Source organism: Sphingobacterium sp. UBA7253 (genome assembly GCF_002472745.1).
GTDB lineage: Bacteria > Bacteroidota > Bacteroidia > Sphingobacteriales > Sphingobacteriaceae > Sphingobacterium > Sphingobacterium siyangense.
Map to the genome: position 1 here is coordinate 624 of NZ_DKSP01000130.1, position 25,102 is coordinate 25,725.

The following is a 25,102-nucleotide window of genomic DNA, read 5'->3' on the forward strand; positions in this document are numbered from 1 at the left end:
TTCAATAAGTATGCATAACAAACCTTATCATAAAGGAATGGTCGGTTCCTAAAAAAATAAAAAAACCTTGAGGAGAGGGATCTCAAGGTTTTTACTACCTGTTATTAACCTAATTTATGAAAAGTATTCTTATAACAATGGTTGATTCCTTTTCGTTTGATCTTTTATAAAAAACTCACCGACCCGATCACGGGTCTGTTGTCCAATTCGTTCCCTTGATCGCGGTGCCGGGCGACTGAGTCGTTGTTGTCGCGATATTGCTTGAACAATACGCCCAATTGTCCTAAAAATTCCATTGTTCTATTAGAGCCCAGTTGTGGTTGTTCCAAATTTTTCTTTAAACGAAGCATAAAAATGGGATAAGTTCTCAAACCCTAGATCCAGATAAAAATCGGATGGCTTTTGTTTTTTGTGCCTGATTAAATAATGGGCTTCGTCCAAACGCTTTGCCAATAACCATTTTTTTGGCGTTGTACCAAATGCTCTAGCAAAATCTCGCTTAAAGCCGGAAAGACTTCTTCCGGTCAGTTTTGCAAAAGATGTTACTGATACATTGAACATAAAATTCTGGTTCATAAATTCTTCCAAATCTATTTTGTAGGGTTCGGAAAAATCGAACAGAATTTGTTTAAAATCAGGGTTGCACTGTATTAATAACTCGATGGCTTCCCTGATTTTTAAATCTGCCAATCGTGGCGTTGCTTCTTTTTTCTTATTGATATACGGAGCCAGTGAAACGAAATAATTTTGCAGAAAATCATCCGGTTCAAATAACAATTTCTGTTTGCCGGTGTATTTTTTGTCCACCACAATTTTGTTTTCCAAGGCATACTGTTGCAATGTTTCCTTGTCCAACGTAATGGATACAAATTGGTATTTCCCCGATTTTGCAGGATATTTTATCGTTCTTATTAATTGATTTTTACGAACCAATACGACGACGTTTTCAGGAATTACGCTATTTCCGTCAGCGTGAAAAGCGTGTGTTTCTCCCGATAATTGAAATCCTAAGAAATGCTCGGGAATAAACTCTTCATTTCCTCTATGCTTTTCAAATACACAGGAATAGACCAACTTATCAAAAATAATTTCACGCTTTGCTTCCATACCACAAATATCTTAAATTTTAATTCAACCCGACAGCTCCTGCACCCGCGATTTCTTTATCCTGTTCTGGAGAGCCCCCCGAAGAAGCTATAGCCCCAATGATATTCCCGTTTTTATCCTTCAGCACGACACCTCCAGCAATGGTCAATAGTCCGTCATTTGAATTCAGCATTCCATATCCGTGAATATCTGCTCCGGAAACGATTGTGCCCATTATGTCACTATCTACACCGAACATTACGGCGGTTCTGGCTTTTTTTACGGCAAATTCTATTACTCCAAAGACACTGTCTAATCTTGCAAAAGCAAGCAGATGCCCCCCAGCGTCAACCACTGCAATGCTTACGGGAATGTTTAAAGCTTTCGCTTTTTCTATGGAAGCATTTAAGGCTTTCGTTGCTTCGTTATAAGTTATGTTCATTTTTCAAGTTTTTATGATCCGTGCTTTATGGACTTCTATTTAGCTTTTAGCCGTCCAAGCTTCTGCCTGCAATTGTTTTACAAAATCTTCTGTTTCTTTTGGATGTACATTTCTGAAGTTCGAATTTTCATCCAACGCCACATCAACGATACACTCCGCCATCGATTGAGGATCTAACTGGTTGGCCAAAGCTTCGGCAGTACCATCGAATGCAGATGGAGGTGTAAAATTGGTTTCGGGATTGTACCAACGGGAAATTGTATCAACACCTCGATCATTAAAACCGGTTCCAAAAATACCCGGATTACAGGTTGCAATCTTGATATTGAATGGCGCCAATTCTGTTTTCAACCCCTCAGCGATTGATCCCATTGCGTGCTTGGATGCACAATAAGCGGCCACATAAGGAACGGTCCATAATTCTCCCATAGAAGTTGTGAAAACAATTTTACCAGGTCTTTTTTCGTCAATAAATTTTTTGATAAAACCTTGCGCCAGTTGCAATCCACCAAAAACATTGACATCAAACATCGAACGGATTAGGTTTACAGGCTGCTCCGCAATGGGACCACCTTCCATAATTCCGGCATTACTGATCAAAATATCGATATCGTATTTTTTAGTGATATAAGCGATATCTGTAGCATTGGTTACATCCAATTTATCCACAGTCATTTCTACGCCTTGCTCTTTGGCATCTCTTATCAAGTCGCTCATTTGCGGATAAACTTGCACTGTTGCAATCACCTTATGTCCTTTTTTTGCTAAATCAAAAGCGGCAATTTTTCCAAATCCACTTGCAGCTCCTGTGATTAAAATTCTCTTGCTCATATTTTCTGTATTTAAAAGTTATACAGCAAAATTGGACTAATTAGCGATGAAATTAATTCGTGAGAAGTTCAAAATTATATTGGCAGAAAGTCCAAGCAATTGTTGGGTGTTAGCTATTTATCATTTTTTGTTTCAGATAACCTATTGAGCAAGAAATGCAACAGCCTTCGTTAAAAAAGTCTCATAATTTTGATAAAATGCGGCGTGCCCCGAATCTGAAAATTCCAAAAGAATAGCGTTTTCTAAATTTTGTTTCATATTGTAGGCATTTTGAATGGAAATTGGAAGGTCCTGATCACCATGTACGATTAAAACAGGTTTTTTGATAGCCTTAATTTCATTCAGTGCTCCGGGGTCTGGCTGTGCCCAGGTTAGTACAGCTGTAAACTGAGCAGACGAACTGGCATCGCTAAGCACTGGATCTCTATCAATTATCCGTTGATGAACTCTAGCATAAGATGATTTTCCAGACGCAATACTTGACTGTGAATCGGTAAATCCGAATTTTAAGTAGGAATCTTCGGGGCTAAGTCCAGCACTTCCAGCAATTATATTTGGAAGATTGGAAAGACCAATAGCTCCTTTAGGCCCACTATCAGCTAAAATTATTTTATTAATTAATCCGGGATCCGTCAAAACAATTCTTTGAGCCACAAATCCGCCCATTGAAAATCCCATAATATTGACCTTCCCTAAATTCAATGCTCTGATAAAATCAATGGCATCGTTAGCCATTGCCTGAATAGTATTGGGGGTAGCTCCTTTGGAAGATGCCACTCCTTTATTATCAAATATGATCAATTTGTATTCTTTCGCGAGACCGTCGGTCACGGCAGGATCCCAATCATCCATAGAACCACCTGTTCCAGGTAGTAATACTAGCGGAATTCCTCCATCTTTACCCCAACTTCGGTAAGCGAAATCTGTTCCTTTCACATTGATGAAGCTGGTCTTCGCATTTTTGTGATTTACAATGGTTGTCTCCTGCCCTATTGGTAAATCATTATCGTTGCTACACGAAAACGATACTGCGGAAAAAAGGCTTAAACATAGTGCGCCTGCGATAGTAAATTTTCTGAATGTCTTCATTTTATTATTGTTTTAATGATTATAAAGCAAACTTAAAACGATCCCCAAAGCAGTACATACCCAAAACAGTTGAACCGGACAATTTTGTAAGTGAATTAGTCAATTCCGCGGCTCATATAGTTTCATAGAAAAGTACCTCTACGTTCATTAAAGGACAATGCTTTCTATCAAAAACCTACATAGCCGGTTCTTTTATCTACCGATATCTTACTTTCAATCCGATTTATAAAAATGGAACTTCCTGTTCGAGCTTTAAAACTCCCAGCTCACCTGTGAATATGTCCACTTGAACCTATTCTCCGTTTAACACCCACGCCGACCAACATACATTTGTTGCAACAAAAGAAATCAGATCGTAAAATCTAAAACAAAAAAGAAATGAAGACAAAAATAACAACAATCCTTATGGTAGCGACATGCGCACTATGTATTCCTACAATTACAAGTGCACAGCACACCATAGCAAAAACGGAAAGCGTAAACTCAGAAACCGGTATCAGACCTTATAAGATCAATATTCCACAAGTTAAACTTGATGAACTGAAAAGACGTATTTCGGAGACCCGGTTTCCAGATAGCGAAACGGTAAACGATGAATCACAGGGCATACAACTAGCCCAGTTAAAAGAACTGATCAATTATTGGGGAAATGGCTATGACTGGCGTAAGCTTGAAAACAAACTGAACGCGCTGCCACAGTTTGTCACCAAGATTGATGGACTTGACATACAGTTTATCCACGTGCGTTCAAAGGAAAAAGGTGCCTTACCCCTTATCCTTACACATGGGTGGCCAGGGTCACCCATGGAATTTATCGATGCTATAGGCCCACTGACAGATCCCGTCAAATACGGTGGTAAAGCTGAAGATGCCTTTGATGTTATCATTCCCGCAATTCCAGGATATGGATTTTCCGAAATCCCTAAAGAACTTGGCTGGAACCCAGAGCGTGTTGCCAAAGCCTGGGATATTTTGGTAAAACGTCTGGGCTACACAAAATATGTTTCTCAAGGTGGAGACCATGGGTCTGTAATCTCCGACGCGCTTGCAAGACAGGCTCCTTCGGGGCTATTGGGTATCCACCTGACCATGCCGGCCACAATTCCTGCAGACCTGGTAAAACCGATCAACGCTGGTGATCCCGCTCCGACAAGCCTTTCTCCAGAAGAAACAAAGGCTTATAATTCAATGCGCACTTTCTTTGGCAGAAACGCAGCGTATGGCGGGATGATGGTGACTAGGCCACAAACTACAGGCTATTTGCTTTCTGATTCTCCAACTGCACTAGCAGCGTTTTTATACGAAAAGATCGCTGAGTGGTCAGAAAGTAATCTCCGGCCAGAAAAAGTAATTAGCCGCGATGCGATCCTTGACGATATAACATTGTATTGGCTAACCAATACCGGAGCATCCTCGTCCCGCTTTTACTGGGAAAATAATAACAACAATTTCAGTTCCGAACATCAGCAAACAAAGCGCATAAAAATTCCTGTAGCTATTTCAGTATTTCCGCATGAAATCTATCAAGCACCAGAAAGCTGGTCGAGAGCGGCTTATCCTTCTTTATACTATTATCATATCGCACCAAAAGGTGGGCACTTTGCGGCATGGGAACAGCCGGAGCTCTTCACGCAGGAAATGAGGAACGCTTTTAAAACGCTACGGGATCAACTGTGATGATCTTCCTTTATGATCCAAACTGTCCATTCAGGGCTTAAAACGTCTATTTCAAGCAGTTTACAGTGGCAGCAAAAGCATAATTCCAGTCTATTTGCACAAAGAATTTAAGGTTTAATTATTAAAAATATAGAAATGAACAGATTAGCAATTTTAGTAGTGACAGTTTTGATGATGTTCTGCTCACACTCAAAAGGACAGACCTTATCTGGTCAGGTGACATGGGAATGCACGCTTAAAAGGAAATCCCCCGAAGAAGGCGAAATACGGATGAAGGCCAGGATCGCCCCCGGATGGCATATGTATGCACTGGGCAACAGCCCCCTGAGCCCGATCAAGATGAATTTTAAATTCGAGCCTGACAGAACTTACCAATTGGTGGGAAATGTGAGCCAGCCCAGCCCACTGTTGAAGTTTGATAAACTTCTGGGCATGCCAGTTACCTATTTTGAAAATGAGGTCGAGTTCGGTCAGAAGATCAGATTAAAGGGCAAAAATGGAACAATCCGGGGAACCATTCAGTTTATGCAGTGCAGCGATCAGGTATGTGTTCCGCCACAGGATTTCGGCTTCTCCCTAAAAATCTTCAACTAAAAACAAACTATAAACAGCTTAAAAATTTAGATCATGAAATCAATAAAAGAAATACTATACGTTTTGAGCCTGCCTTTGATCATTGCCCTGATCATGGCCTTCAAGGGTATCAATGATGATAAAAACCTGCAAAAGATCAAAAGCAGCAACTCCGACAAAAGCTTCGCGGTGGTCGAGCTCTTTACTTCAGAAGGTTGCTGGAGTTGCCCTCCCGCAGATGAGCTTATTGCAAAACTTGAGAAGGATAACCTGAATAAAAAACTTTATATCATGGCCTTTCATGTCGATTACTGGGATCATCAGGGATGGAAAGATCACTTCAGCAAAAGCAGTTTTACCGAAAGACAGAAACAGTACGCCACATGGATGAATCTAAGTACCTTATATACCCCCCAGATGGTCATCAATGGCAAACAGGAAATGGTCGGATCGGAAACAGGCAAAGTCATCAGCAGCATCCAGTCCGCGATGCTGGAACAACATACTGAAACCCTTGCTTTAAAAGTATTGAAAGCCGAAGGCAAAAATATCCAGATCGCTTATGTATCATCCTCTAGCTCCAAAAATTCGGACATCCTGGTCGCTCTTGTCCAGAAACACGCTTCCTCTCAGGTATCTGCGGGAGAGAACGCCGGAAAAGCCCTCTCCCATGTGCAGGTTGTACGCGAGCTGAAGAGCATGGGCACTAAAGCCCAGGACAGTTTCTCTTTTAAACTTCCGGAAACCGGTCATGCATGGGAAATCATCGCTTTCGAGCAGGACAAGAAATCCGGAGAAATACTAGCTGCCACAAGCATAAACCTTTAGGAAATAGATTGTCCACTTCGGGGATCCAAAAGAAGAATTCAACCTGCAATATGTCCGGTCCAACTATTTTGAGCTTCCCTAGGGCAGTACTTTACCTTAATTTTAACATAACAAAAGAGCAAGATCATGAAACTCCTAAAGCGAATCCAACTGATACCCACCATATTCATCTGCATTGTGGTCGGTCTTATCGCCCTTCAATTTTTCAATAGAACCATTGAACAAAAAGCCGTAACCGGACATATCAGAAATGTGCCTAAACAGGTCCAGCTTATCCTAGAACGTTCCTGTTTCAACTGCCATTCCAATGAGCAGCGGCTATCTTTCTTTGATAAAATTGCCCCGGTATCGTGGATCGTAAACAGGGATATTAACCGTGCACGGGAAGTGATGAATTTTTCCGAGTGGGATAAGCTCTCCGATGCGGAACAGAAAAGTAAATTTTATGCCATTTACAATATGGTAAACGCGGGTAAGATGCCCCTGCCTTCCTATGCGCTCACACATCCGGACTCAAAACTATCTGCTGTTGAAGTAGCGACCATAAAACAGTATGCCCTTTCGCTATCCGCAAAAGATGGTTTGCTACCTGCACGTCAAGGTATTGCGAACGTAATAGAAACAACAGCTGCCCTTGCCCCGGTATCACCGAACGGAATCCCGTACAATGCCGATTTTAAGAACTGGAAAGTGATCGGCATGAGCACGCTTATCGACAATACAATACGCGTGATTTACGGAAATGACATCGCTGTCCGCGCTATCGAAGAGGAAAACTTCCACCCCTGGCCCGATGGCAGTGCAGTGGCCAAGGCGGTTTTTAAACAGACCCGAAAATCCAATGGAGATATCGTGCCCGGAGATTTCGTAAACATGCAGTACATGGTAAAAGACGGAAAAACATTTAAGGAAACCGAAGGCTGGGGCTTTGCGAAATTCAATGGTCAAGATTTAAAACCTACCGGAAAGACCGCACTGTTTGCCCAACAGTCCTGTATCAGCTGTCATAGGCAGCTCGCAGAATCGACGGGTTACCTGTTCAATGTTCCGCCGAAAGTGAGCTCCAAAAGAATGATCCAGCAATATTTAAAAACTGTCCAAAAATGAAAAAGATCTTATCCGTACTATTTCTATGTAGTTTAATCTTCGGCTCATGCAGCAAGAACATATCAGATAAAGAGAATGGAAAAATACGGTTCATGTTTGAACCCGGCGAACTGAAATTTAACTCATCATCTTTTAATACGGACAGGCAGACGATGTCGGCATTATACGGGAATAAGGAAGCCCTGTCCCTCCTGGAAGGAGCCCGACATAGTCACGACCGCGTTTCCCTCAAGCTTGTTACCTATAAAATGATGGAAGATCCGCAATATTTTGGGAGTAAAGTAAACGGTGAACTCTTGCGTGTAGAAACGGTAAAAGCCGGCGGCGATGGCAAACTGGACTATACCACAGAATATGGTGAAATACCCTCCGGGGAATCTAGAGAGCAGCGTATTGCCGACATAATGGATACTGATCCCGTAAATTTTCCACAATGATAGCTTCAACTCAATAATTTAAAATCGACAAAAAACAGATCCAATGAATACAATAGCAAATTTTGGCAAAAAGGTGATTTTCACCCTCTCGTTATCCCTGATTGCCACAGCAGGTGCATCATTAGTCCACGCCCAACAGCTTTCTCAGGATAAACATGCACAGGCTGACAACACCGTAGACTCCGCATTCCAGCATACAAAAAAAATAAGGGCAGGACTGCTTGATATAGGCTACGCAGAGGTCGGTTCAAAAACTGGAAAGCCCGTTATACTGCTCCATGGATGGCCATACGATATCCATAGTTTTGAAAAATCCGCTGAATTGCTTGTAGCAAAAGGATACTGGGTACTTGTGCCCTATCTCCGGGGTTATGGAACAACAACCTTTATTTCGCCAAAGGCTGTACGTAACGGACAGCAGTCAGCTGTGGCGCTCGATATCATCGCCTTCATGGATGCCCTGAAAATAGATAAAGCTGTTGTTGGGGGCTTTGACTGGGGCGCCAGGACTGCCGATATCATGGCTGCCCTCTGGCCGGAACGTGTTTCTGCACTCGTAGCCGTAAGCGGGTATCTGATCGGGAGCCCCAAAACAAATGAGATCCCACTTCCACCGGCTGCTGAATTCTTGTGGTGGTACCAGTACTATTTCTCAACGGAGCGGGGTTACAAAGGTTACAAAGCACATACAGCGGCTTTTAACAAACTGATTTGGAAAACAGCCTCCCCGAAATGGTCTTTTGATGAAGAAACCTATCAGCGCTCGGCCAAATCGTTTGAAAATCCTGACCATGTTGCTATCGTGATCCATAATTATCGCTGGCGGTTGGGGCTGGCTCCCGGAGAGAAACAGTACGACGAACTTGAAACAAAGCTCGCCAAATCACCGGATATCACCGTACCGACCGTGACCCTGGAAGGTGATGCCAACGGTGCGGCGTTTCCACTCCCTGAAAACTATGCTTCCAAATATAGAGGAAAGTACAAACACCATAACCTGACGGGAGGGATCGGACACAACCTACCACACGAAGCTCCCAAAGAATTTGCGGATGCCATTATTGAGGCCGACTCGCTCTCTAAATAATAAAGAAATTAATCACAAAAAATATTATGAAAAATTCAACATACAAAAAGATTTATTTTACAGGAAGTATCCTGATATCAATATGGTTTGGGCTCAGCGGCTTTTTTGAACTGACACATAACCCTGCAGTATGGGACATCACAAAAAAATTAGGCTATCCAGCGCATTTTATATACATTCTCGGTGTATTCAAAATTTTAGGTGTTACCATATTACTGATCCCGAATAGATTTAAAAGGCTTAAGGAATGGGTTTTCGCAGGTATGTATTTTGACATTATTTTTGCGTTCTTCTCAAAAATTGCTGTTCTTGGACCTTCTTCCGTAATCGATACATGCGTTGCCATTACTATCCTTTCAGTTACCTATTTTTCATTTAATAGGATAAATCATGTCATTTATACAGCAAAAGATCTAAATACTTAAATTACAAGTATCAGGTATTTAGATATAAAACATTTTTCGCTAATTTGCTGGTATTTCAAACAGCCCGAAATACCAGCAAATTATATAAAACATTATCAGCTTAACAACGGTGAGCAAAGTATGAAGACACCTTTTTATATATCCCATAAACTAATATGGATCAGTTCAATATCATTGGGTATACTAACATCTATCCCAAAGATTGTGGACCATAATTTTATTCTTTCTGAGGGTATTGCCGACTTTGGTGTAACCACGGGTTTTGCTCTTTTGATCTGGTACTACAATATCTATTCGATACCAGCCTATACAAAGAAAACGGGCAGCAAAAATGTGATATCACCTCAACTTTTCAGAGGTTTAGGAGTTGGTTTGGTATTGATGTTCCTACTTTCCTCAATACAGTATTACATCCTTTCACATCTCAATTTTGGACCTAAAATGCTGATGTATGAGGTCAGAGGTGTACTCATCAACCTGACTTTCTATATGTTTATACATCTTCTATACCAAACTTATCTCAACCAGCAGGTGGTGCGGGAACTTGAGCGTTCGATGTCCGCGAACCTCGCAGCACAGTATGAGCTTTTAAAACAGCAGGTAAATCCGCATTTTCTGTTCAACAGTCTCAACACGTTAAAATACATGGTGGAAAGCAATGACACTCAGTCAGCGGAATTTATCATCAAGCTTGCTGATTTTTACAGGTTTACTTTGGGCAGCCTCAAACTGAACCTACTTCCACTCGGAGAGGAGCTACAGATCATGGACTCCTATATTTACCTATTAAAAGCACGTTTTGAGGAAGGTTTAGTTGTTTCAATGAATCTAGGACGTGAAATTTATGGAAGTTTTATTCCTCCTTTTACATTGCAGCTCTTGGTAGAGAACTGCATTAAACATAATATAGTTTCACTTGAGAAACCCCTACATATATCCATTGGGCAGGAAGGTGATTACCTTATTGTCAGCAATAATATGCAGCCCAGAAAAATATCGGAACCTTCTACCGGTTTAGGACTTGAAAATATCAACCAGCGTTATCTTCATCTATCCGAAAAGGAGATTAGTATCCTAATGGATACTGAAACATTTACTATAAAACTTCCCATTATATATGAACATACTAATAATTGAGGACGAGATTAAAGCTGCCCGTTCCCTCGAGAACCTGATATTGAAACTTCGTCCAGAGTCTAAGATCATGGCAAAGATCCAGAGCGTTGAAGGAGCTATAGATTACCTCTCTGACAGCGCCAGCCCGGATCTTATCTTTATGGATATACAACTTTCTGACGGAATCAGTTTTGATATATTCAAGTCGGTAAAGGTTATATGTCCTGTCATCTTTTGCACAGCATTTGGTGAATACGCAATGGAGGCTATAAAAGAGAACGGAATTGATTATCTACTTAAACCCTTTTCAGAAACAGACCTAAAAAACGCTTTTGAAAAGGTAGATAATTTCAAGAATTTCTTTCAGAAAACCACCGAAAATAATCTTGTTGAACTGATCCAGAAGATCAGTGGCGAAGACAATAAAAAGAAGAGCTTTCTCGTGTTCAAAAACAATAAGTACATGACGGTGAAGACAGAAGATATTGCCTTTATCTATATTAACTACACCTCTCCGACCATGGTGACTTTTAAGGGTGAGCATTTTGATCTCAGTCAATCCCTGGATCAGCTGGCCACCCAATTATCTGGCAAAGATTTTTTTCGGCTGAACAGACAGTATTTAATCAGTTTTTCGGCCGTTAAAGAGGTTGAACATTATTTCGCCAGGAAGCTATATGTCAAATTGACTGTCCACACAGACCATAAGCTGCTTATAGGCAAAGAAAAGACCGCCCAGTTCCTCAGTTGGCTGGAAGATCGTTAAGAAACAAATGTCCGCTTTATGCTTGAATATGTCCACTTAAAAGTTAACCTGTTTTGGTCTTCGATCTAATTTAAAGTTCGTAAGATCATTTGGAATAACAGATTAGATCCTTGCATTAGGAATTATAGCTTGATCTGATAAAGCTGCTTACGCATGCCAACCAATTGCTGCATTAGCTTATCCTGATCTGGCACTGCCGGAAGTAAACTGTGCAAGCAGAGTTCCTGCACTTCCTGAAAGAGCTCTTGCGACCAGACAAAAAGTTCATCATAGCTATAAGCACCATTTTTGATGCGCAGGAGCTCTTCCCTATTGACACGTTGTACCTGTAGTTCACTTTTAGACAAAATCTCTTTTGCCTGTTGCAATAGACGTATGGTATGCATCATATTTTTGGCGTCATAGCCCTGCCCGTGATTCATTGTCCCTAGAAAGCGCGCTTCATTGCGTTCTGAAACCCAACTAAAATATTCATTATAGGACTTACAATACGAAGAGTAAGCTTCGTGATTAACAAAGAGGTACGCACAAAGTGTTTCTTCCTTACGGATAGAACTGCAGGAAACCTCAGTGCTCTCTGGTGTAGCAACGATGCCTTTGTAACCCAAAGTCTGAGTCTCATCATAATACAGGGCATACATCCCCTTTGCATGTTCGATCTTCGCTAAACCACAGTTTTCCTGTTTCCACAACTGCTTGCTTAACCAGGCTCTTAACGATAAACTACCATTACCAGCTATGATAAAGCAGAAATCCAGTAAACTTTTACGTTCTCGATCCATCGGATTGTTGATTTTCTTGTTCAATCCTTTTGCCTTCCGCACCTGTACCATGGCGTATTGCGCAAAGGTCATTGCGGCCTCTCTGGTGATAAAATCCTGCATTTTAAATTGATCAAACAGAGGATCTTTGTATAATATGCAATCGGTAGGACTAGCCAAAAGCTCCAATACAGTAGGATTACTCTTTGAAAGAAGCTTCACAAAGCGCCCGAGCTCATAGTAAACTTCATCATTGCTTGCATTTGCAACCTGCGCAATATATTGACCGCCCAAGTAATATTCCAGGGGCAGATAAAATACCCCCCTGATATCGGTATCGGAAGATGCTGTCGCCAATCCATATGCTCGGCTACCTACAACGGCCTCAAACAGGATCAGCCCGCTATCTCGAAGTTCGTCTATAGTCATCTTAATACGGTTTTAAAGTAATTCTCCAGTCCTTCCTTATCCGATACGGATACGGGAACCTGTTTTACTTGATGCTCTAAATCTATTAACCTTGTTTCAATATAATTCCTTATGGACGCTGAACAGTTGTATATAAACCCCTCATCTACTTGACTCTTCAACAGCTGCAATTCCAACACTTCGATTTTTACAACATCAGGCAATAATACGGATAGTTCTGCCAATGTCATAGGCGCATAACTGCGATAGGTGATATTCCAGTCTGCTGAAAGTAAAGATCTTAGGATATAAAATAAGCTCTTGAGCTTCATCGTTTCTCGTTGGAGATCTTCAATTTTGCTACGAACAATCCCTAAATAATGATGGGCGTGCCTACGTGCGTCAAAATAATTTTCGACCATTGTCCTAAAACTTGTTTTGAATCCGTTAAACTCGTAATAGACGACTGGCGACTGTATCCATTCAAATGGACTCACATTACTCCTATACAATAATGTGAGTACTTTAAAAAGGTCCCAACCTACCATATCGAGGTCATCGATTATTGGAAATCGCATTTCGGTCGCCAGCGGAAACAAGCGGGTGTAGTCCTCCGCTTTTCGCACATAAAAAAAACGTACGTCGTAATCACTGTCGATGGATGGGAAACCCCAACCCCGACTTCCTGATTCACAGGCAAAAAGTATACGTATCCCTTCACTCGCTTCTATTTCCATTAGCTTTTTAATGATATGTGCTTTCATTTCTTCGTGTTTTTTAATTTTTCATTAACACAAAGATCGATTGCGATACTGAAGCCTTTTTGCGCATTAAAAAAAGAACATAAAAACAACAGGAGATTACTCAATATCAGGCATATAATTTTTCGTGAAAAATCGACCCTTACATAGGAACATAAAAGTACGCAGATAGATTGCGTAAAATAAGGTAGCAACTCTTCCATTCGTCAAACCTAAAACACCGACTTGCATTAATACTCAATAATATATAGATTTGAGTTTCCCAATAAAACCATATATGAAATTTTTATTTCCAGTCATCTTTATAGTCTCTTTTTTTATCGGATGTAAAAAAAACGAAGAAAAAGAAAACGGCATAGGTACAATTACAGTAAACAAAGCTATTTATGCCTTTGATAAGGGATCTAAACAAACATCGATCGGAAATCTAATTGTTGATGGTAAGCTAGTAGACGGAATAAATCATCTGTACACTTTTAGCTCTACGACTAGTAAAAATAGCATAAAATTACTGTTCTTTACCCGTAACAATCAACTTTCTTCTGGCAGCTATTTTATCAATTCTGTCTCAACGATTGTGAAAAATAATGCTATAGATGTATCCTATAAATTAGAGGAAGATTACGGACAAACCGACAGAATCAACGTAACCAAGGGAACATTGGTAACCAAAAAATATGGGAATAGAGAAATTTTAGAATTCGAGACCAATACAGAGAACAGAATCACTTTAAAATGGGATGGTGAATTCAAATAACAGTCAAAAATGAACATTGTTAAGCTTAGAACAAAGTGCCTTAAAATTTGGTTGATCGTTATCTACCTATTATTCTATACTGAAGGATTTAGTCAGACCAAATATTTCCTTTTTGAAGAAGATAGCAAAGAGTTCGTAACGTCATCCTTTAGGTTAAACACGTATCCGCTATATAAGATTAAGCGTGAAGTGCATCTTTTTAATGTAATCAGTAGGGTACAGACGTTTATTGGTAATAAGGGTATATATAATGGACAACATGATTATAATATCATGCTATTTTCCATTCTCCCTGATTTAGATGGTTCAGAAGATTGGTATGAAATCAACCCCGATACTGTACGTTCTTCAATGATTAACTTTAAAGATCTGGAAGAGCTTCATAAAAAAAATACGTTATCGTACTTCAACACCACTGTGAAGCAAACAACAAAGTATTTTAATGCGTATAAGCTAATTATAAAAAGAGGAGATACTTACTATGCACCAAAGTATTGTTTGTTACAGTTTTATGCAGTCCGCAATCGTCCGCAAGCTTTTACGAATGTCTATGGGACTATCAATACCCAAGATTCGGCCTATAGTGTACTTCAATTCGAAAAAATATTTAAAGGAGCTTACCCTAGTTTACAATTCCCTTTATATCGAACAGGTGAAGACCCGCTCTCCTTTTTAGATTGGTCCCGGGACAGAAGAGAATATCTATCCAAAAAAATCACCTTAGCACAGCATGCAACGGGATATCAGTTTTGGACCTATGTGGATTGGACACAACATGAGTATAATTATGATTTTGAGCGAGGAATTGATCGATTTGTATATACTCCGGAAAAGGGAATCATCGGGGGCTCATTTGACTTCTATTTTTATTACCACAGAAAAATGCTACCCATAAAATACACGGATTTTCTAAATAATATCAGGGAGGAAAAGGTGATGATCGCTGAGTAATTTAATTTTAATGCCTAAATTTAAAAGCGGACTCCTAAGTTTAACTATTGGTTATCTATTCGAATTACCCTTCAAGATTGATATGATTTAAATCAAGAAGTATTGTCAAGAAAAAATTCCGATAAGTTGCGGCTTCCAGTTCTTCTGACCAAAACTCATATCAGTTTATTATTCCACTTCAATAATTTCTTGATGAATTATAGCGCCATAGTAATCTCTCTTGAGATATCTATATATTCCCTTTGGAAGCTCTATCTGTACCGAATCCTTTTGGGAAGGTGACAAGTAAACTGGGATCGCTGTTTTATCAAATTGATATTCCTTCTCATGATAGATGTAAATGGCAGATTTGCCTGATTTGGTCGAATCAGTACTTAATAGAAGATATCTTCGATTGAAATCATTGGATCCAATCACTATTTTATCGCTATTCAGATTATTTGATAAATACAAGTCATTACCATTCAACACCTTGTTATCCATAACGTATATTGAATCGTTAATTTCTTGCATAGCTAAAAATTTAACTTGATTAATCGTATAGGGATCAATTTTAGTCAGTTTCTTAAAATACTGAGCCATACTTTTATTTTCTCCAGTATCCCCCTCTTCAATATGTCCTCCTCCGGCTAATACAATAACTTTAACTTGATTTTTTGTAGCGATTTCACTTTTTTGAATAAGATTCTTAGCTTGTTGGAGATCTCTTTGACTTGCATTGCCAAAATCTTCATAGCCAATCACTTTTAAGCCATAAATTCTTGCCGTTCTAATGAGATTCGCCATATTAGGGTCCCTAGTGTAAAATCCACTCTCAACATTTGGGAATCCCAATCTATTAATCCGGTCTTCATCTTCGGATAGACTTTCTAAAGCCAGGACATTAAAACCTTCTTTGGAAAGTTTTGGTAGCAAAAGATTGATTAACAAACGGCAGCGTGGTTGTAAATGATTCTCGTTAAACATAAGCACTCGATGTGCCTTAATTTTTTCGACTATCTCGTCGATTGTAACAGCCGTTTTTTCGACTGCTTGTTGTTCTTGTTTAGTCGCGCTATCATATTGAACACTTTCACCAAGAAACGAACTATATGATTTAAATAATTCGTTCGCAAATTGGCTGTTTTCGTTTTGCAGAACAAGCTTTTCTAAGGTATCTCTTGGGTATACATAGTTAACATATCCCCTATCTTTAAAAGCTGACTCAGCTATACTAAAATAATCGGGTTCTTCATCTGGTTTTTGCTCGACAAATTTTGCTCCGTAAGCCAAAGAATTGTAGGAAGTTTTTATGCTTTTTAAAACATCCTTAGCACTTTCTTGCATATCGGTGATTTCCGTCCTAACCTCGCTAATCAAAAGAAATGAACCTTTTTTATATGGGATCGCTACACTACTTATTATATTATCTCTATTTTTCTGAATACTTCGATAATAAATACAATGATACATAGAAGTATCTGCAGTGAACTTTGAGACATCTAAAAAAGTTTCCAAACTACCCACAAAATACATCGGGTTTCTTGTCACATCATATGTACCCCACAAAACAATATTCTTTGATGGAAACTTTATTTTTCTCTTTCGAAAAACAGACCTGACATCTTTTAAATCTATATACTTAGATCCGAGGTTTGCGTTCCCATAGAAATCAATCTTTAGTCCTAATGAATCATTTGTCAATTGATTCATTCCCCCTTGAGCAAACTTATTTAATTTAGCTATTGGTCTATTTACAATTGTACAGCTAGAAAGAAAAAAAATAAATACCAAAATCTTATAGTGTATATTTAGCTTGAGATAGATCATAATTACAAGATTTTGGTTTAGAATATTTATTAACTGGACTTTGAATATTTACTCGTTAATATATGTATATCAGATGAAATTCGCAATGAGTTTATTAAATTAATTTAAAATATTAACCAATACTATGACGAATGAATTATTTGAATTTGAAATTTTAAAAGCCAGCAGAACCAGATTATTACAATTAATAGAAACAGCTGATAATAACATATTATTTAAGATTCCAGAAAGCTTTAACAATAATATCGTTTGGCAAATTGGTCACTGTATCACTTCCCAACAGCGACATATGTATATGCGTAGTGGCCTTCCAATGCATATATCACAGGATTTTATGGAAACGTTCAAAATTGGAACTGCACCGCATACATGGAAAAATACGCCAGACCTTGATGAAATAAAACATCTATTGCTTTATACAGTAAACCAACTTAGTAAAGATCTAGCATCGGGTATATTTGTTAAATACCAACCATTCAGCTTACCAATTGGCTTCTCCATTAATAATCACATCCAAGCACTTAAAGCTGCTAACTTTCACGAAGCCGAGCACAGCGGAATAATATTAACTTACTTAAAACTTCTTAGGCAATAAGATGTTCCCAGTTTTCATAAAAGTCCTGAATTTGAAAAATTCACTAGAGCATCGCAAGAAATAAGGAACTTCTTATTTTGTTTTTTACTTTCATACAGGGGCCGTGGTTCGCGAATTGAACAACGATACGCATTCCGCTACAAATTGCTCAAACTTTCGGTCCGTATTTCGCATCACCGGGCCATGACCGAAACATATGATGGAGGGATTCAGTCCTGCCAACTTCTGAAGCGATCTAATATTGTGCTGTTGATCCGACGTGAATATTTTTGGAGGGAGCCCTAGGCCAGTCACTGTTGTGAGCAGATTCATATTTGTAGCGCCATCCCCGATTATCAATACACCATCTCGCTCACGAAATAAAGAAATATGACCGCTTGAATGACCTGGAGTTTCTATGACCCGAAAGTTTCCGATGCTATCATTTTCAACGAGTGTACCGTCGACTTTGTGGCCCTGTCCTGCCCAATATTTTTGTTGAAGTTTTGCAATCCAATGTTTGGGATTTGGATAATCATTGGTTACCATACCTGTTTCTGTCCTAGCCACTTCATTTCCATGGCAAAGTAAAGGTATTCCAAACTCATCACAGAGCTGATCACTACAACCCTGATGGTCTGCATGCGCATGCGTAAGTACATGTTGGTGGACAGGTATTTTCTGAAGGGCATCCTTCAGCACATTGTATGAACTTCGTATCCCACAATCAACTAATACACCCTCTACGATATAGCAGTTGATACTGTTTCGTGGCATCAATGGAACATGGAACACTTCTTGGGCAATTTGATGTAACATAGCTTTTTTGTGCAAATCTATATCACTGAACAGAAATACATAAGGACATTTGTCCTATAATACTTTGGGGCTGTGTATTTGTCCCTTCGCCCGTGTAAGAGATCTCTGTGTAATGCCCAAATAGGATGCCAGGTCCTGTGTCGCTATGCGCTGAACGAGCTTGGGTTCATTCGAAAGAACATAGTGATATTTATCCAGAGCTGACTTATTATTGTAATTCAGGAGATATTGTTCCTTTTGGCTATATTCCCGTTCCATCACAGCTTGTATAACCTTGTGCCAAGAATTCACTTGACCAAGAAGGTATTGATAATCAGTATAGCTTATCCTATGGATTATACTATCTTCCACAGCCCTGATGCTCCTTCTGGATTTTTCCTGAGCGACAAACTCAGGGAATGAGGTTACAAATTCATTTTCAAATTTAAAGCAGGTTATATTTGCTTTGCCCTCCTTGTCAATAGCATATGCTTTTACCGCACCACAGGATATGAATCCAATATGACGACAAGGTTCGTCCATATGAATAAAAAAATCACCCTTCTTCAAACCAAGTGATTTGAAGAACTGAACAGAAAAATTTATTTCGTCAGCAGACAACATCCCTATCGAGAATAGATATTTTTCAAGCACATCCGTCATATCATCTTATTTTGTCCTCTATTGCTGATCTTAAAAAATTTGGAGCCTATACCAAATCCGGCATACAAAATTAAGAATAATTGCATTAACACGTTTGACTGCTAAAAAAGGCGTCATTACGACAAATTATTTATAAAATTTCGGATCAGAAAATTTCCTTCAAACGAAATCGGTTGCGTAATCTTGTAGCCCATAGGCTCATGCGCCAAGTGTTCGATCCCGGCCTTGGAATTACATAATACTTTGCTTTGATAATTTCTGAAATAACAATACCTTAATAAGGAACATTTCCTTTTCTTAATCTCAAAACAACATGTTGAATTTGAGGCAAAAGCAGCAGAATAATGATGACAAAAATCAAACCTGTCAACATCAGATCATAATAGTCCCTGATAGCGCGAGCCAATATTTGCTGACCGATCATTTGATTAAAATAGCCGGAAGATACTGTTTTTGACGTATACATATCACTGCCTGCATTTATGTACTGGTTTTGAATATCCAGTAAGGTAACAGGCAATTGAGGGCTGGTTTCGGTGAGCGATTCCCGCACCTTTTCCCTTACGGATGATTTTGCAAATAATTGAAGCTCATTATTAAGTGCCAGACTAGCTGTAAAGCCTATGAACCTTGAAAATATACCAATCAGAGAGGCATGGACGGCGATTTTGGAAGGCGCTGACGATGCCGCAAATGAAACAATCGGGACAAACAATACACCTGTTGCCACACCATAAATAAACATGGGCAAAAAGAAATCGGCCGTTTCGCCCTGTACAGAAACAAATAGTATCATATAGGCATAATATACTGCCATCAACCCAAAACCAACAATAATCATCCGGATCAGGTTATAGCCCATCAAGACAAATCGGGAAATGATAAACATGCTCAAAACAGTTCCAACAATTACCGCAATCCATATCGGAATGGTACTCAGTGGATGGTTTCCTAAAATCGCTTCAAGATAACCATAGGCAAGCCCAGTACTTCCTTTAAAGATATAAAAGGTAAAAAGAAGCAAAAGCCCAAAAACGAAATTCTTTGTTCTAAAGATCTGTAAATTGATTAATGGTCGCTTAAGTTTCAATTCTCTGCTAATAAAAAGAGAAAGAATAATTAAATTAACTAAACAAAGTGTGCTGATTAATGAACTATCAAACCATCCCAATTGTCGTCCGTACACAAGGATGTATCCAACTATCAAGATAAAAGACACATAAAATAAATAGCCTATCCAGTCCACCTGATACAGTGGTATTTTTCTGGTAAACCGGGCCTTACTGTTCATGGTAAGTAAAACAACACCTGTCAGCATAATGACTACAATAATAAATCCGTAGAATATCCAGTTGAAATCAAAGAAATGAATGACGACACTGATATAGATGGAGTAAAATGGTACAGCTATTTGTATACTGCCATAAAGGAGACTATAAGCAATCACACGGGCACGTACAGACTGTAACCGTGGAAAAATAAGCTGTAACACAATTCCCGACATCAATGCACAGGTAATACCCTGCAAAAACTGACAGAAAACAAATAATGCCCAATCTCTGAAATAAAAACAGACCACAGCACATAGTACATTTACCGCAAGTGCCAGCAGTAGATATTCCCTTGGTGCAAAATATTTTACGATTCTAAAATCCAGAGCCAGAAAGGCTACGGTAGAACCATAAATAACGACCATACCATATTGTACATCGGTAGCTTGTATTCCGTAAAAGCCCATCGCAGCAACCGGACTTCCGTAAAAGGCAAAACTAAACAGACTGCTCATGAGAATAGCAAATATGACGGACCTTGCCATCCATTCTGATACCCAGGATTTAAAAATTGGTATTTTATGTGCTTGCATCGTTAGTTTTTTAAAACGTAAACATTCGCATTCATTCCGGCAGAAAGCTTAATTAATTTTTCGGACATATCGGTCAGTTTAATCCGAACAGGAATACGTTGGATGATTTTAACAAAATTACCGGTAGCATTATCTGGCGGAAGCAGCGAATAACGGGATCCTGTGGTTGGCGAAAGGGACTCGATTTTACCGGTGAATTTTTCATTTGGAAAAGCATCGACTTCAACAGATACCGCTTGACCGATTTTGAACTTCCCAATCTGTGTTTCCTTAAAATTTGCTATTACCCACTTTTCCTCGGCTCTGTTCACCAAGAATGCCAAAGTCTGTCCGGGCTGTATCAGTTGTCCTGTCTGAATGGTCTTCTTCCCGATTTGTCCATCAAAAGGTGCTGTGATAACGGTATATCTAATGTCCAATTCTTGTCTTTCGAGAAGTGCTTCTTTTATCTTTATCTCTGCCTCTATGGCATTGCGCTGTACCCTGAAATCGTTTAGTTTAGATTCGGCGACCTGTAAAGAAGCTTTTGTCTGGTCATAATCTGATTGGGTGATGGATAAAGTAGCACTGATGTTGTCGAATTTTTGTTGTGTGGTCGATTCGTCCGCCAGTAGATTTTTATACCGATCAAATTCTTTTTGCTGCTGGTTCAATCGCGCTTTAGCACCTCCCAATTGGGCTTTGATGACTGCAATGCTCTTAACATGCGTTTCTTCACTTGCCGCCAAGATCGGTAATTTGGCCTGTGAGCTCATGAGTTCTGCGGACGCAGCATCTCTTTTCAGCCCGTACTCATCCAATTCAATCACCACAAGTGTATCGCCCTTTTTAATCTGCTGATTGTCCTTATAATATATTTTACGGATATAGCCCCCTACTTTTGCGTTTATCGGGGAAAGATAGGCATCAATCTGAGCGTCGTTGGTCTGTTCATAGCGATATCCCTCGAAAAAATAAGCTGCTGCCCAAATAATGATTCCTACGAATAATGTGATACCAAACCATTTGGTTAAGCTTACAACAATTTTATCTGTTTTATTTTTGTTCATGATATTTGTATTAAAGAATTCCGATAATTGCCAATAGCCTAATATGCGTAAGTTTGACGTTTGTTTGTGCCGTTGTCAGATTAAATTTAGCTTCCAGTAAAGCATTTTCGGCTTCTAGAAGATCGGTAAGAAGTGATTCCTGGTTTATGTAGCTACTTCTGATAACACGAACAGTTTCGGCGGTTTTAATGATATTTTGCTCCGCTGTTTCCATACTCTCCAAAGCCTGTTGCCGCTGCAAATAAGCTTCTTTTACCTGAAGATAGATTTCATCTTTTTTAATGTTCGCTTTTTCTCTTGCCTCATTACTGACCACTTGGGCATGAGCGATGGAATGCTTGCTTTTGTATAGATTATCGATAGAAAACTGGACTTTAACCCCCGTCTGACCAAATCCCCATAAATCATTAGAATACGGATAGAATGAAATCTGCGGATAGGTGTAATTGTAAGTTGAATACAAGGAGACTTTAGGTAACAGCGTCGCTTTTACCTGTTTGATGTTCATTTCGCTCAATTTGACAGTGCTATAGGCAATCTTGTATGCCGGCGATTTGTTAAAAGCGATGTCTACATAATCCTCATAGTCACCTTCAGTGATAGCGCTTAACTCGATTGTATCTTGGTATTTTATTGCCAGCTCAGCATCATTTTCACGCCTCATCAGAATATTGAGCCGTTGTTTAGCGATTTCAATCTTCTTCGTAACATCAGAAAGGCTGAGCTCCAGTTGCGCTAATTTTACGGAGGTTCTCAGTACATCGCTCTTTAGCACAGTGCCGTTTTTATGCAGGCTTTCTACGAGTGCCAGTTGTTTTTTTTCTGCACCAATTTCTGCATCAAGAAAATCATGGAAATGCAGAAACTTGTATAGATCAAAGTAAGCAGCTGCAACATTATATTTTACGCTGTGCTTTTGCAGATCAACTTCATATTGTATGCGTACCGCTTCTTCCTTTTTCATGACAATGTTTCTTTTGTCTTTACCACAATTGTAAAGATTGACGTTCAGGTTGTAACCCACGCCATAACCATAACCTTTTACAGGCACATCCTGTGGAGAAGAAAATAATCCATTGTCATAGATCAGGAATTTGGAATTGAGTTTTGCATCTCCACCAACCGAAAGCTCCGGCAACAAACGGTCTTTCGCTTCCAATATTTCTAAATTGCTCTGCTGGAGATGTAGGTCGGATAGTTTCAGTTGACGGTTATTTGTTTCGGCTACTTTCCAAATTTCTTCCAAACTTAATACCCGCGCATTTTCTATATGCTGGGCATAGAGTGATTGTACAAATAGGGCTAACAATATGCCCAAAATAGGGACTGTTCTATATTGTTTCATCGGTTTTCTTTATATATTTCTTTCCTTTTACTGGCCATGGTCTTACGATCTTTTTCAATTCATCAAAGGCAAAAGTTAAATCTACCATTGGCATAAAAGCATAGTTATACCCATAAGCAAACCAGAAGATATATGCACTGTCAATTTCTTCATCTGAATGATGTGATTTATTATCAGATTTTTGAGCTTGTGTTTCAAGTTTAAAATCTTTGTGAGATGTTATAATTTTATATTTCATAATGACTTTACTATTATTTACACTGCAAAATTATCCAGCATGGCGAAGTATGGTTTTATATAATTAGCCTAATATTTATTAAATTTGGCCACATGGAAATTCTTAGTCAAATAATACATATTGTTGATCAAAACCCTGATTCAATCCTCGTGATGCGACAGCAAACGGAGCAGCGTTTGCCTGCTCACCAGCACAATAAAGCTCAGTTGTTATTAGTTTATGGCGGGATTGCTTACTTGCAGACTGACGAAAAGGACTTCTATATTCCCTCAAATCATTATATTTGGATACCAAAAAATTATCGGCACAACCTGATGTTCAATACGCAGGACCTGTTTATTATCAATATCTATTTTCCGGAAGAAAGTGCTGGTAATTTTTATGAGGAATTGGGCATTTATCCAGTGAGTAAGCTCCTGGCAGAAATGCTCTCATTTAGTGAGAAGTGGCAAGGTGATTATTACAAAGGTTCGTGGGAGTATGAATTTTTAAATACGCTGAAAGGCGTATTATCAAAAGAAAATCTCAAAAAATTCTCCATACAACTTCCTACAACAGACGATCAAAGGCTCAATACCATAATCGACAGTTTTAGAAATCGGTTAAATGAAAATCTAAGTTTAGCGATGATTGCTCAGCAATCGGGAATGAGTGTTCGCAGTCTCACCAGATTATTCCAGCATAAATTGCACATTACATTTGTTCAGTACTTAAAAATGCTACGAATTATTAAGGCAATGGAATTAATCAACGATACAGATTTCAATATGACTGAGATTGCCTACGAGATTGGCTATTCAAATATAGCGGCTTTTAGCAATAACTTTTATCTGCTCACCAATATGAGACCTACGGAATTTAAAACGAAATAGCCTCTTTCCATTATGCAAAGCAACAATTGGTTCAAGAAGTTTAAAAACATTCAGCGAAAAAGAACATTTTTGTTAATTACATTATTAACTATTTTTCACCATATAAGCTCTGCTCAAAAAGATCCGCAGCTTAGGGAAGCACTTTCAACCATGACAAAAGCGTCTATTTCCGGAGATATCGAAGGTATTCTAAGTCAAACATCGCCCCATATAATTGAATGCATGGGCGGCATTGAGCAAGCAACAAAGGTGACCAAAGAACTTTATTCTTCTCTTATAAAATACGGGGTTAAAATTGATTCCATGATTAACTATGTCGATATGGATATCTCGAAGATTGATGGAATAGCGTATTGCTTTATTCCCCAAGTACTGGTCATGTCCATGCCCGAAGAAGACAAAATGGCGATCACCCTCAATCGATAGCATCTTTATCGATACAGCATCTTTTATTTTAAACGATTGAAACTTAGTTTCGTTTATAAGACATTGGTTGCGGTTTCAGCTGGAGCAGTGCTTTTTATTCAGAAGAAAGCGATTGCGCACTTTCGCTACAACCGCTTTCTGTGGTCTGTTCGATTAATTCTCGTAAATCACACCTTCGTAGCAAGCGCTATAAAGGTCTTTTAGGTCCTGTAGGCTAGGCTTACGCGGGTTAAAGCCAGTACATGGATCTTGCAAAGCATTTTGGGCCATATAATCCAGATTTTTTTCCCAGTCTTCCTTGGAAATGCCAAATGCCTTAAGGGAGCCAATATTGTTGACCGCAGCTCTTAGTTTTTCAATTT

At 39.1% G+C, this 25,102-nt stretch carries 27 protein-coding genes and 1 pseudogene; 14 read left to right on the top strand and 14 right to left on the bottom strand.

The annotated features are described in order from the left end of the window. Positions 1-303: 303 nt before the first annotated feature. The 4 genes from B2X72_RS13325 to B2X72_RS13340 all read right to left on the bottom strand — a co-directional run bounded on the left by B2X72_RS13325 (position 304) and on the right by B2X72_RS13340 (position 3,448). Positions 304-1,107, bottom strand: a complete 804-nt coding sequence (locus B2X72_RS13325) for a helix-turn-helix domain-containing protein (RefSeq protein ID WP_145327340.1) — start codon at positions 1,105-1,107, stop codon at positions 304-306. A 19-nt stretch (positions 1,108-1,126) separates the two neighbouring features. Beyond that, complete coding sequence (locus tag B2X72_RS13330; RefSeq protein ID WP_145327341.1) at positions 1,127-1,528, bottom strand: GlcG/HbpS family heme-binding protein; 402 nt, start codon at positions 1,526-1,528, stop codon at positions 1,127-1,129. Between the two features lie 39 nt (positions 1,529-1,567). Next, positions 1,568-2,359 (bottom strand): SDR family oxidoreductase, encoded by a 792-nt coding sequence (locus B2X72_RS13335; RefSeq protein WP_145327342.1) that lies wholly within the window; start codon positions 2,357-2,359, stop codon positions 1,568-1,570. Between the two features lie 141 nt (positions 2,360-2,500). Further along, positions 2,501-3,448: an alpha/beta fold hydrolase gene (locus B2X72_RS13340; RefSeq protein ID WP_286849863.1), complete on the bottom strand. Its 948-nt coding sequence runs from the start codon at positions 3,446-3,448 to the stop codon at positions 2,501-2,503. Between the two features lie 378 nt (positions 3,449-3,826). On the opposite strand from B2X72_RS13340, the gene B2X72_RS13345 reads away from it, so the two are divergent. From B2X72_RS13345 to B2X72_RS13385, 9 genes are all read left to right on the top strand, one after another. Further along, entirely contained in the window at positions 3,827-5,125 is a 1,299-nt protein-coding gene (locus B2X72_RS13345; protein WP_286733379.1) for an epoxide hydrolase family protein, read from the top strand. A 135-nt stretch (positions 5,126-5,260) separates the two neighbouring features. Beyond that, positions 5,261-5,719, top strand: coding sequence for a protein-disulfide reductase DsbD N-terminal domain-containing protein (locus tag B2X72_RS13350; protein WP_145327345.1), 459 nt, complete (start codon positions 5,261-5,263; stop codon positions 5,717-5,719). Between the two features lie 33 nt (positions 5,720-5,752). Further along, positions 5,753-6,526, top strand: a complete 774-nt coding sequence (locus tag B2X72_RS13355) for a DUF1223 domain-containing protein (protein ID WP_145327346.1) — start codon at positions 5,753-5,755, stop codon at positions 6,524-6,526. A 126-nt stretch (positions 6,527-6,652) separates the two neighbouring features. Beyond that, positions 6,653-7,633, top strand: a complete 981-nt coding sequence (locus B2X72_RS13360) for a heme-binding domain-containing protein (protein WP_286849865.1) — start codon at positions 6,653-6,655, stop codon at positions 7,631-7,633. Further along, the gene (locus B2X72_RS13365; RefSeq protein ID WP_286849867.1) at positions 7,630-8,070 is read left to right on the top strand and encodes a hypothetical protein; all 441 of its coding nucleotides are present in this window, start codon (positions 7,630-7,632) and stop codon (positions 8,068-8,070) included. The genes B2X72_RS13360 and B2X72_RS13365 overlap by 4 nt, the downstream gene beginning before the upstream one ends. Positions 8,071-8,113: 43 nt before the next feature. Beyond that, positions 8,114-9,157 (top strand): alpha/beta hydrolase, encoded by a 1,044-nt coding sequence (locus B2X72_RS13370; protein ID WP_286849868.1) that lies wholly within the window; start codon positions 8,114-8,116, stop codon positions 9,155-9,157. 26 nt (positions 9,158-9,183) lie between these two features. Continuing rightward, positions 9,184-9,582 carry a DoxX family protein gene (locus B2X72_RS13375; RefSeq protein ID WP_286849870.1) on the top strand — a complete coding sequence of 133 codons (399 nt, stop codon included), beginning with the start codon at positions 9,184-9,186 and terminating at the stop codon, positions 9,580-9,582. A gap of 120 nt (positions 9,583-9,702) precedes the next feature. Next, a complete protein-coding gene (locus B2X72_RS13380; protein ID WP_286849873.1) occupies positions 9,703-10,719 on the top strand; it encodes a sensor histidine kinase in 1,017 nt (338 codons plus the stop codon). Further along, complete coding sequence (locus tag B2X72_RS13385) at positions 10,700-11,464, top strand: LytR/AlgR family response regulator transcription factor (protein WP_286849876.1); 765 nt, start codon at positions 10,700-10,702, stop codon at positions 11,462-11,464. The genes B2X72_RS13380 and B2X72_RS13385 overlap by 20 nt, the downstream gene beginning before the upstream one ends. A 122-nt stretch (positions 11,465-11,586) precedes the next feature. Here B2X72_RS13385 and B2X72_RS13390 read toward each other — a convergent pair whose 3' ends face one another. Beyond that, a complete protein-coding gene (locus B2X72_RS13390) occupies positions 11,587-12,654 on the bottom strand; it encodes a nucleotidyltransferase domain-containing protein (RefSeq protein ID WP_286849879.1) in 1,068 nt (355 codons plus the stop codon). Continuing rightward, entirely contained in the window at positions 12,651-13,397 is a 747-nt protein-coding gene (locus B2X72_RS13395) for a nucleotidyltransferase domain-containing protein (protein WP_286849881.1), read from the bottom strand. Before B2X72_RS13395 ends, B2X72_RS13390 begins: the two co-directional genes overlap by 4 nt. A 274-nt stretch (positions 13,398-13,671) precedes the next feature. Between B2X72_RS13395 and B2X72_RS13400 the strand changes: the two genes are divergently transcribed. Next, positions 13,672-14,151 carry a hypothetical protein gene (locus tag B2X72_RS13400; protein WP_286849883.1) on the top strand — a complete coding sequence of 160 codons (480 nt, stop codon included), beginning with the start codon at positions 13,672-13,674 and terminating at the stop codon, positions 14,149-14,151. A 9-nt stretch (positions 14,152-14,160) separates the two neighbouring features. Beyond that, positions 14,161-15,102: a hypothetical protein gene (locus B2X72_RS13405; protein WP_286849885.1), complete on the top strand. Its 942-nt coding sequence runs from the start codon at positions 14,161-14,163 to the stop codon at positions 15,100-15,102. Between the two features lie 168 nt (positions 15,103-15,270). On the opposite strand, the gene B2X72_RS13410 is transcribed toward B2X72_RS13405, so the two are convergent. Next, positions 15,271-16,911, bottom strand: coding sequence for a hypothetical protein (locus B2X72_RS13410; RefSeq protein ID WP_286849887.1), 1,641 nt, complete (start codon positions 16,909-16,911; stop codon positions 15,271-15,273). A 124-nt stretch (positions 16,912-17,035) separates the two neighbouring features. Between B2X72_RS13410 and B2X72_RS13415 the strand changes: the two genes are divergently transcribed. Next, positions 17,036-17,506: a DinB family protein gene (locus tag B2X72_RS13415; RefSeq protein ID WP_286849889.1), complete on the top strand. Its 471-nt coding sequence runs from the start codon at positions 17,036-17,038 to the stop codon at positions 17,504-17,506. 90 nt (positions 17,507-17,596) lie between these two features. Here B2X72_RS13415 and B2X72_RS13420 read toward each other — a convergent pair whose 3' ends face one another. The 6 genes from B2X72_RS13420 to B2X72_RS13445 all read right to left on the bottom strand — a co-directional run bounded on the left by B2X72_RS13420 (position 17,597) and on the right by B2X72_RS13445 (position 23,442). Then, entirely contained in the window at positions 17,597-18,304 is a 708-nt protein-coding gene (locus B2X72_RS13420; RefSeq protein ID WP_286849891.1) for an MBL fold metallo-hydrolase, read from the bottom strand. 54 nt (positions 18,305-18,358) lie between these two features. Next, positions 18,359-18,946, bottom strand: a complete 588-nt coding sequence (locus tag B2X72_RS13425) for a Crp/Fnr family transcriptional regulator (RefSeq protein ID WP_286849893.1) — start codon at positions 18,944-18,946, stop codon at positions 18,359-18,361. A 274-nt stretch (positions 18,947-19,220) separates the two neighbouring features. After that, a complete protein-coding gene (locus B2X72_RS13430; RefSeq protein ID WP_286849895.1) occupies positions 19,221-20,810 on the bottom strand; it encodes an MFS transporter in 1,590 nt (529 codons plus the stop codon). Between the two features lie 2 nt (positions 20,811-20,812). Beyond that, complete coding sequence (locus B2X72_RS13435) at positions 20,813-21,859, bottom strand: HlyD family secretion protein (RefSeq protein ID WP_286849898.1); 1,047 nt, start codon at positions 21,857-21,859, stop codon at positions 20,813-20,815. Between the two features lie 10 nt (positions 21,860-21,869). Next, entirely contained in the window at positions 21,870-23,204 is a 1,335-nt protein-coding gene (locus B2X72_RS13440) for a TolC family protein (protein ID WP_286849901.1), read from the bottom strand. Beyond that, on the bottom strand, positions 23,191-23,442 hold the full coding sequence (locus B2X72_RS13445) for a hypothetical protein (protein WP_286849903.1): 252 nt from the start codon (positions 23,440-23,442) through the stop codon (positions 23,191-23,193). Before B2X72_RS13445 ends, B2X72_RS13440 begins: the two co-directional genes overlap by 14 nt. Before the next feature lie 92 nt (positions 23,443-23,534). On the opposite strand from B2X72_RS13445, the gene B2X72_RS13450 reads away from it, so the two are divergent. Together B2X72_RS13450 and B2X72_RS13455 are read left to right on the top strand one after the other, a co-directional pair. Beyond that, a complete protein-coding gene (locus B2X72_RS13450) occupies positions 23,535-24,314 on the top strand; it encodes an AraC family transcriptional regulator (protein ID WP_075992143.1) in 780 nt (259 codons plus the stop codon). 12 nt (positions 24,315-24,326) lie between these two features. After that, entirely contained in the window at positions 24,327-24,740 is a 414-nt protein-coding gene (locus B2X72_RS13455) for a hypothetical protein (protein ID WP_286849906.1), read from the top strand. A 153-nt stretch (positions 24,741-24,893) separates the two neighbouring features. Here B2X72_RS13455 and B2X72_RS13460 read toward each other — a convergent pair. Then, a pseudogene (locus B2X72_RS13460) lies at positions 24,894-25,102 on the bottom strand (hypothetical protein); the annotation flags it as partial.

Excerpts from the sequence above, each read along its gene's own strand:
- B2X72_RS13325 (WP_145327340.1), bottom strand. The coding sequence starts at position 1,107 with ATGGAAGCAAAGCGTGAAATTATTTTTGATAAGTTGGTCTATTCCTGT.
- B2X72_RS13330 (WP_145327341.1), bottom strand. The coding sequence starts at position 1,528 with ATGAACATAACTTATAACGAAGCAACGAAAGCCTTAAATGCTTCCATA.
- B2X72_RS13335 (WP_145327342.1), bottom strand. The coding sequence starts at position 2,359 with ATGAGCAAGAGAATTTTAATCACAGGAGCTGCAAGTGGATTTGGAAAA.
- B2X72_RS13340 (WP_286849863.1), bottom strand. The coding sequence starts at position 3,448 with ATGAAGACATTCAGAAAATTTACTATCGCAGGCGCACTATGTTTAAGC.
- B2X72_RS13345 (WP_286733379.1), top strand. The coding sequence starts at position 3,827 with ATGAAGACAAAAATAACAACAATCCTTATGGTAGCGACATGCGCACTA.
- B2X72_RS13350 (WP_145327345.1), top strand. The coding sequence starts at position 5,261 with ATGAACAGATTAGCAATTTTAGTAGTGACAGTTTTGATGATGTTCTGC.
- B2X72_RS13355 (WP_145327346.1), top strand. The coding sequence starts at position 5,753 with ATGAAATCAATAAAAGAAATACTATACGTTTTGAGCCTGCCTTTGATC.
- B2X72_RS13360 (WP_286849865.1), top strand. The coding sequence starts at position 6,653 with ATGAAACTCCTAAAGCGAATCCAACTGATACCCACCATATTCATCTGC.
- B2X72_RS13365 (WP_286849867.1), top strand. The coding sequence starts at position 7,630 with ATGAAAAAGATCTTATCCGTACTATTTCTATGTAGTTTAATCTTCGGC.
- B2X72_RS13370 (WP_286849868.1), top strand. The coding sequence starts at position 8,114 with ATGAATACAATAGCAAATTTTGGCAAAAAGGTGATTTTCACCCTCTCG.
- B2X72_RS13375 (WP_286849870.1), top strand. The coding sequence starts at position 9,184 with ATGAAAAATTCAACATACAAAAAGATTTATTTTACAGGAAGTATCCTG.
- B2X72_RS13380 (WP_286849873.1), top strand. The coding sequence starts at position 9,703 with ATGAAGACACCTTTTTATATATCCCATAAACTAATATGGATCAGTTCA.
- B2X72_RS13385 (WP_286849876.1), top strand. The coding sequence starts at position 10,700 with ATGAACATACTAATAATTGAGGACGAGATTAAAGCTGCCCGTTCCCTC.
- B2X72_RS13390 (WP_286849879.1), bottom strand. The coding sequence starts at position 12,654 with ATGACTATAGACGAACTTCGAGATAGCGGGCTGATCCTGTTTGAGGCC.
- B2X72_RS13395 (WP_286849881.1), bottom strand. The coding sequence starts at position 13,397 with ATGAAAGCACATATCATTAAAAAGCTAATGGAAATAGAAGCGAGTGAA.
- B2X72_RS13400 (WP_286849883.1), top strand. The coding sequence starts at position 13,672 with ATGAAATTTTTATTTCCAGTCATCTTTATAGTCTCTTTTTTTATCGGA.
- B2X72_RS13405 (WP_286849885.1), top strand. The coding sequence starts at position 14,161 with ATGAACATTGTTAAGCTTAGAACAAAGTGCCTTAAAATTTGGTTGATC.
- B2X72_RS13410 (WP_286849887.1), bottom strand. The coding sequence starts at position 16,911 with ATGATCTATCTCAAGCTAAATATACACTATAAGATTTTGGTATTTATT.
- B2X72_RS13415 (WP_286849889.1), top strand. The coding sequence starts at position 17,036 with ATGACGAATGAATTATTTGAATTTGAAATTTTAAAAGCCAGCAGAACC.
- B2X72_RS13420 (WP_286849891.1), bottom strand. The coding sequence starts at position 18,304 with ATGTTACATCAAATTGCCCAAGAAGTGTTCCATGTTCCATTGATGCCA.
- B2X72_RS13425 (WP_286849893.1), bottom strand. The coding sequence starts at position 18,946 with ATGACGGATGTGCTTGAAAAATATCTATTCTCGATAGGGATGTTGTCT.
- B2X72_RS13430 (WP_286849895.1), bottom strand. The coding sequence starts at position 20,810 with ATGCAAGCACATAAAATACCAATTTTTAAATCCTGGGTATCAGAATGG.
- B2X72_RS13435 (WP_286849898.1), bottom strand. The coding sequence starts at position 21,859 with ATGAACAAAAATAAAACAGATAAAATTGTTGTAAGCTTAACCAAATGG.
- B2X72_RS13440 (WP_286849901.1), bottom strand. The coding sequence starts at position 23,204 with ATGAAACAATATAGAACAGTCCCTATTTTGGGCATATTGTTAGCCCTA.
- B2X72_RS13445 (WP_286849903.1), bottom strand. The coding sequence starts at position 23,442 with ATGAAATATAAAATTATAACATCTCACAAAGATTTTAAACTTGAAACA.
- B2X72_RS13450 (WP_075992143.1), top strand. The coding sequence starts at position 23,535 with ATGGAAATTCTTAGTCAAATAATACATATTGTTGATCAAAACCCTGAT.
- B2X72_RS13455 (WP_286849906.1), top strand. The coding sequence starts at position 24,327 with ATGCAAAGCAACAATTGGTTCAAGAAGTTTAAAAACATTCAGCGAAAA.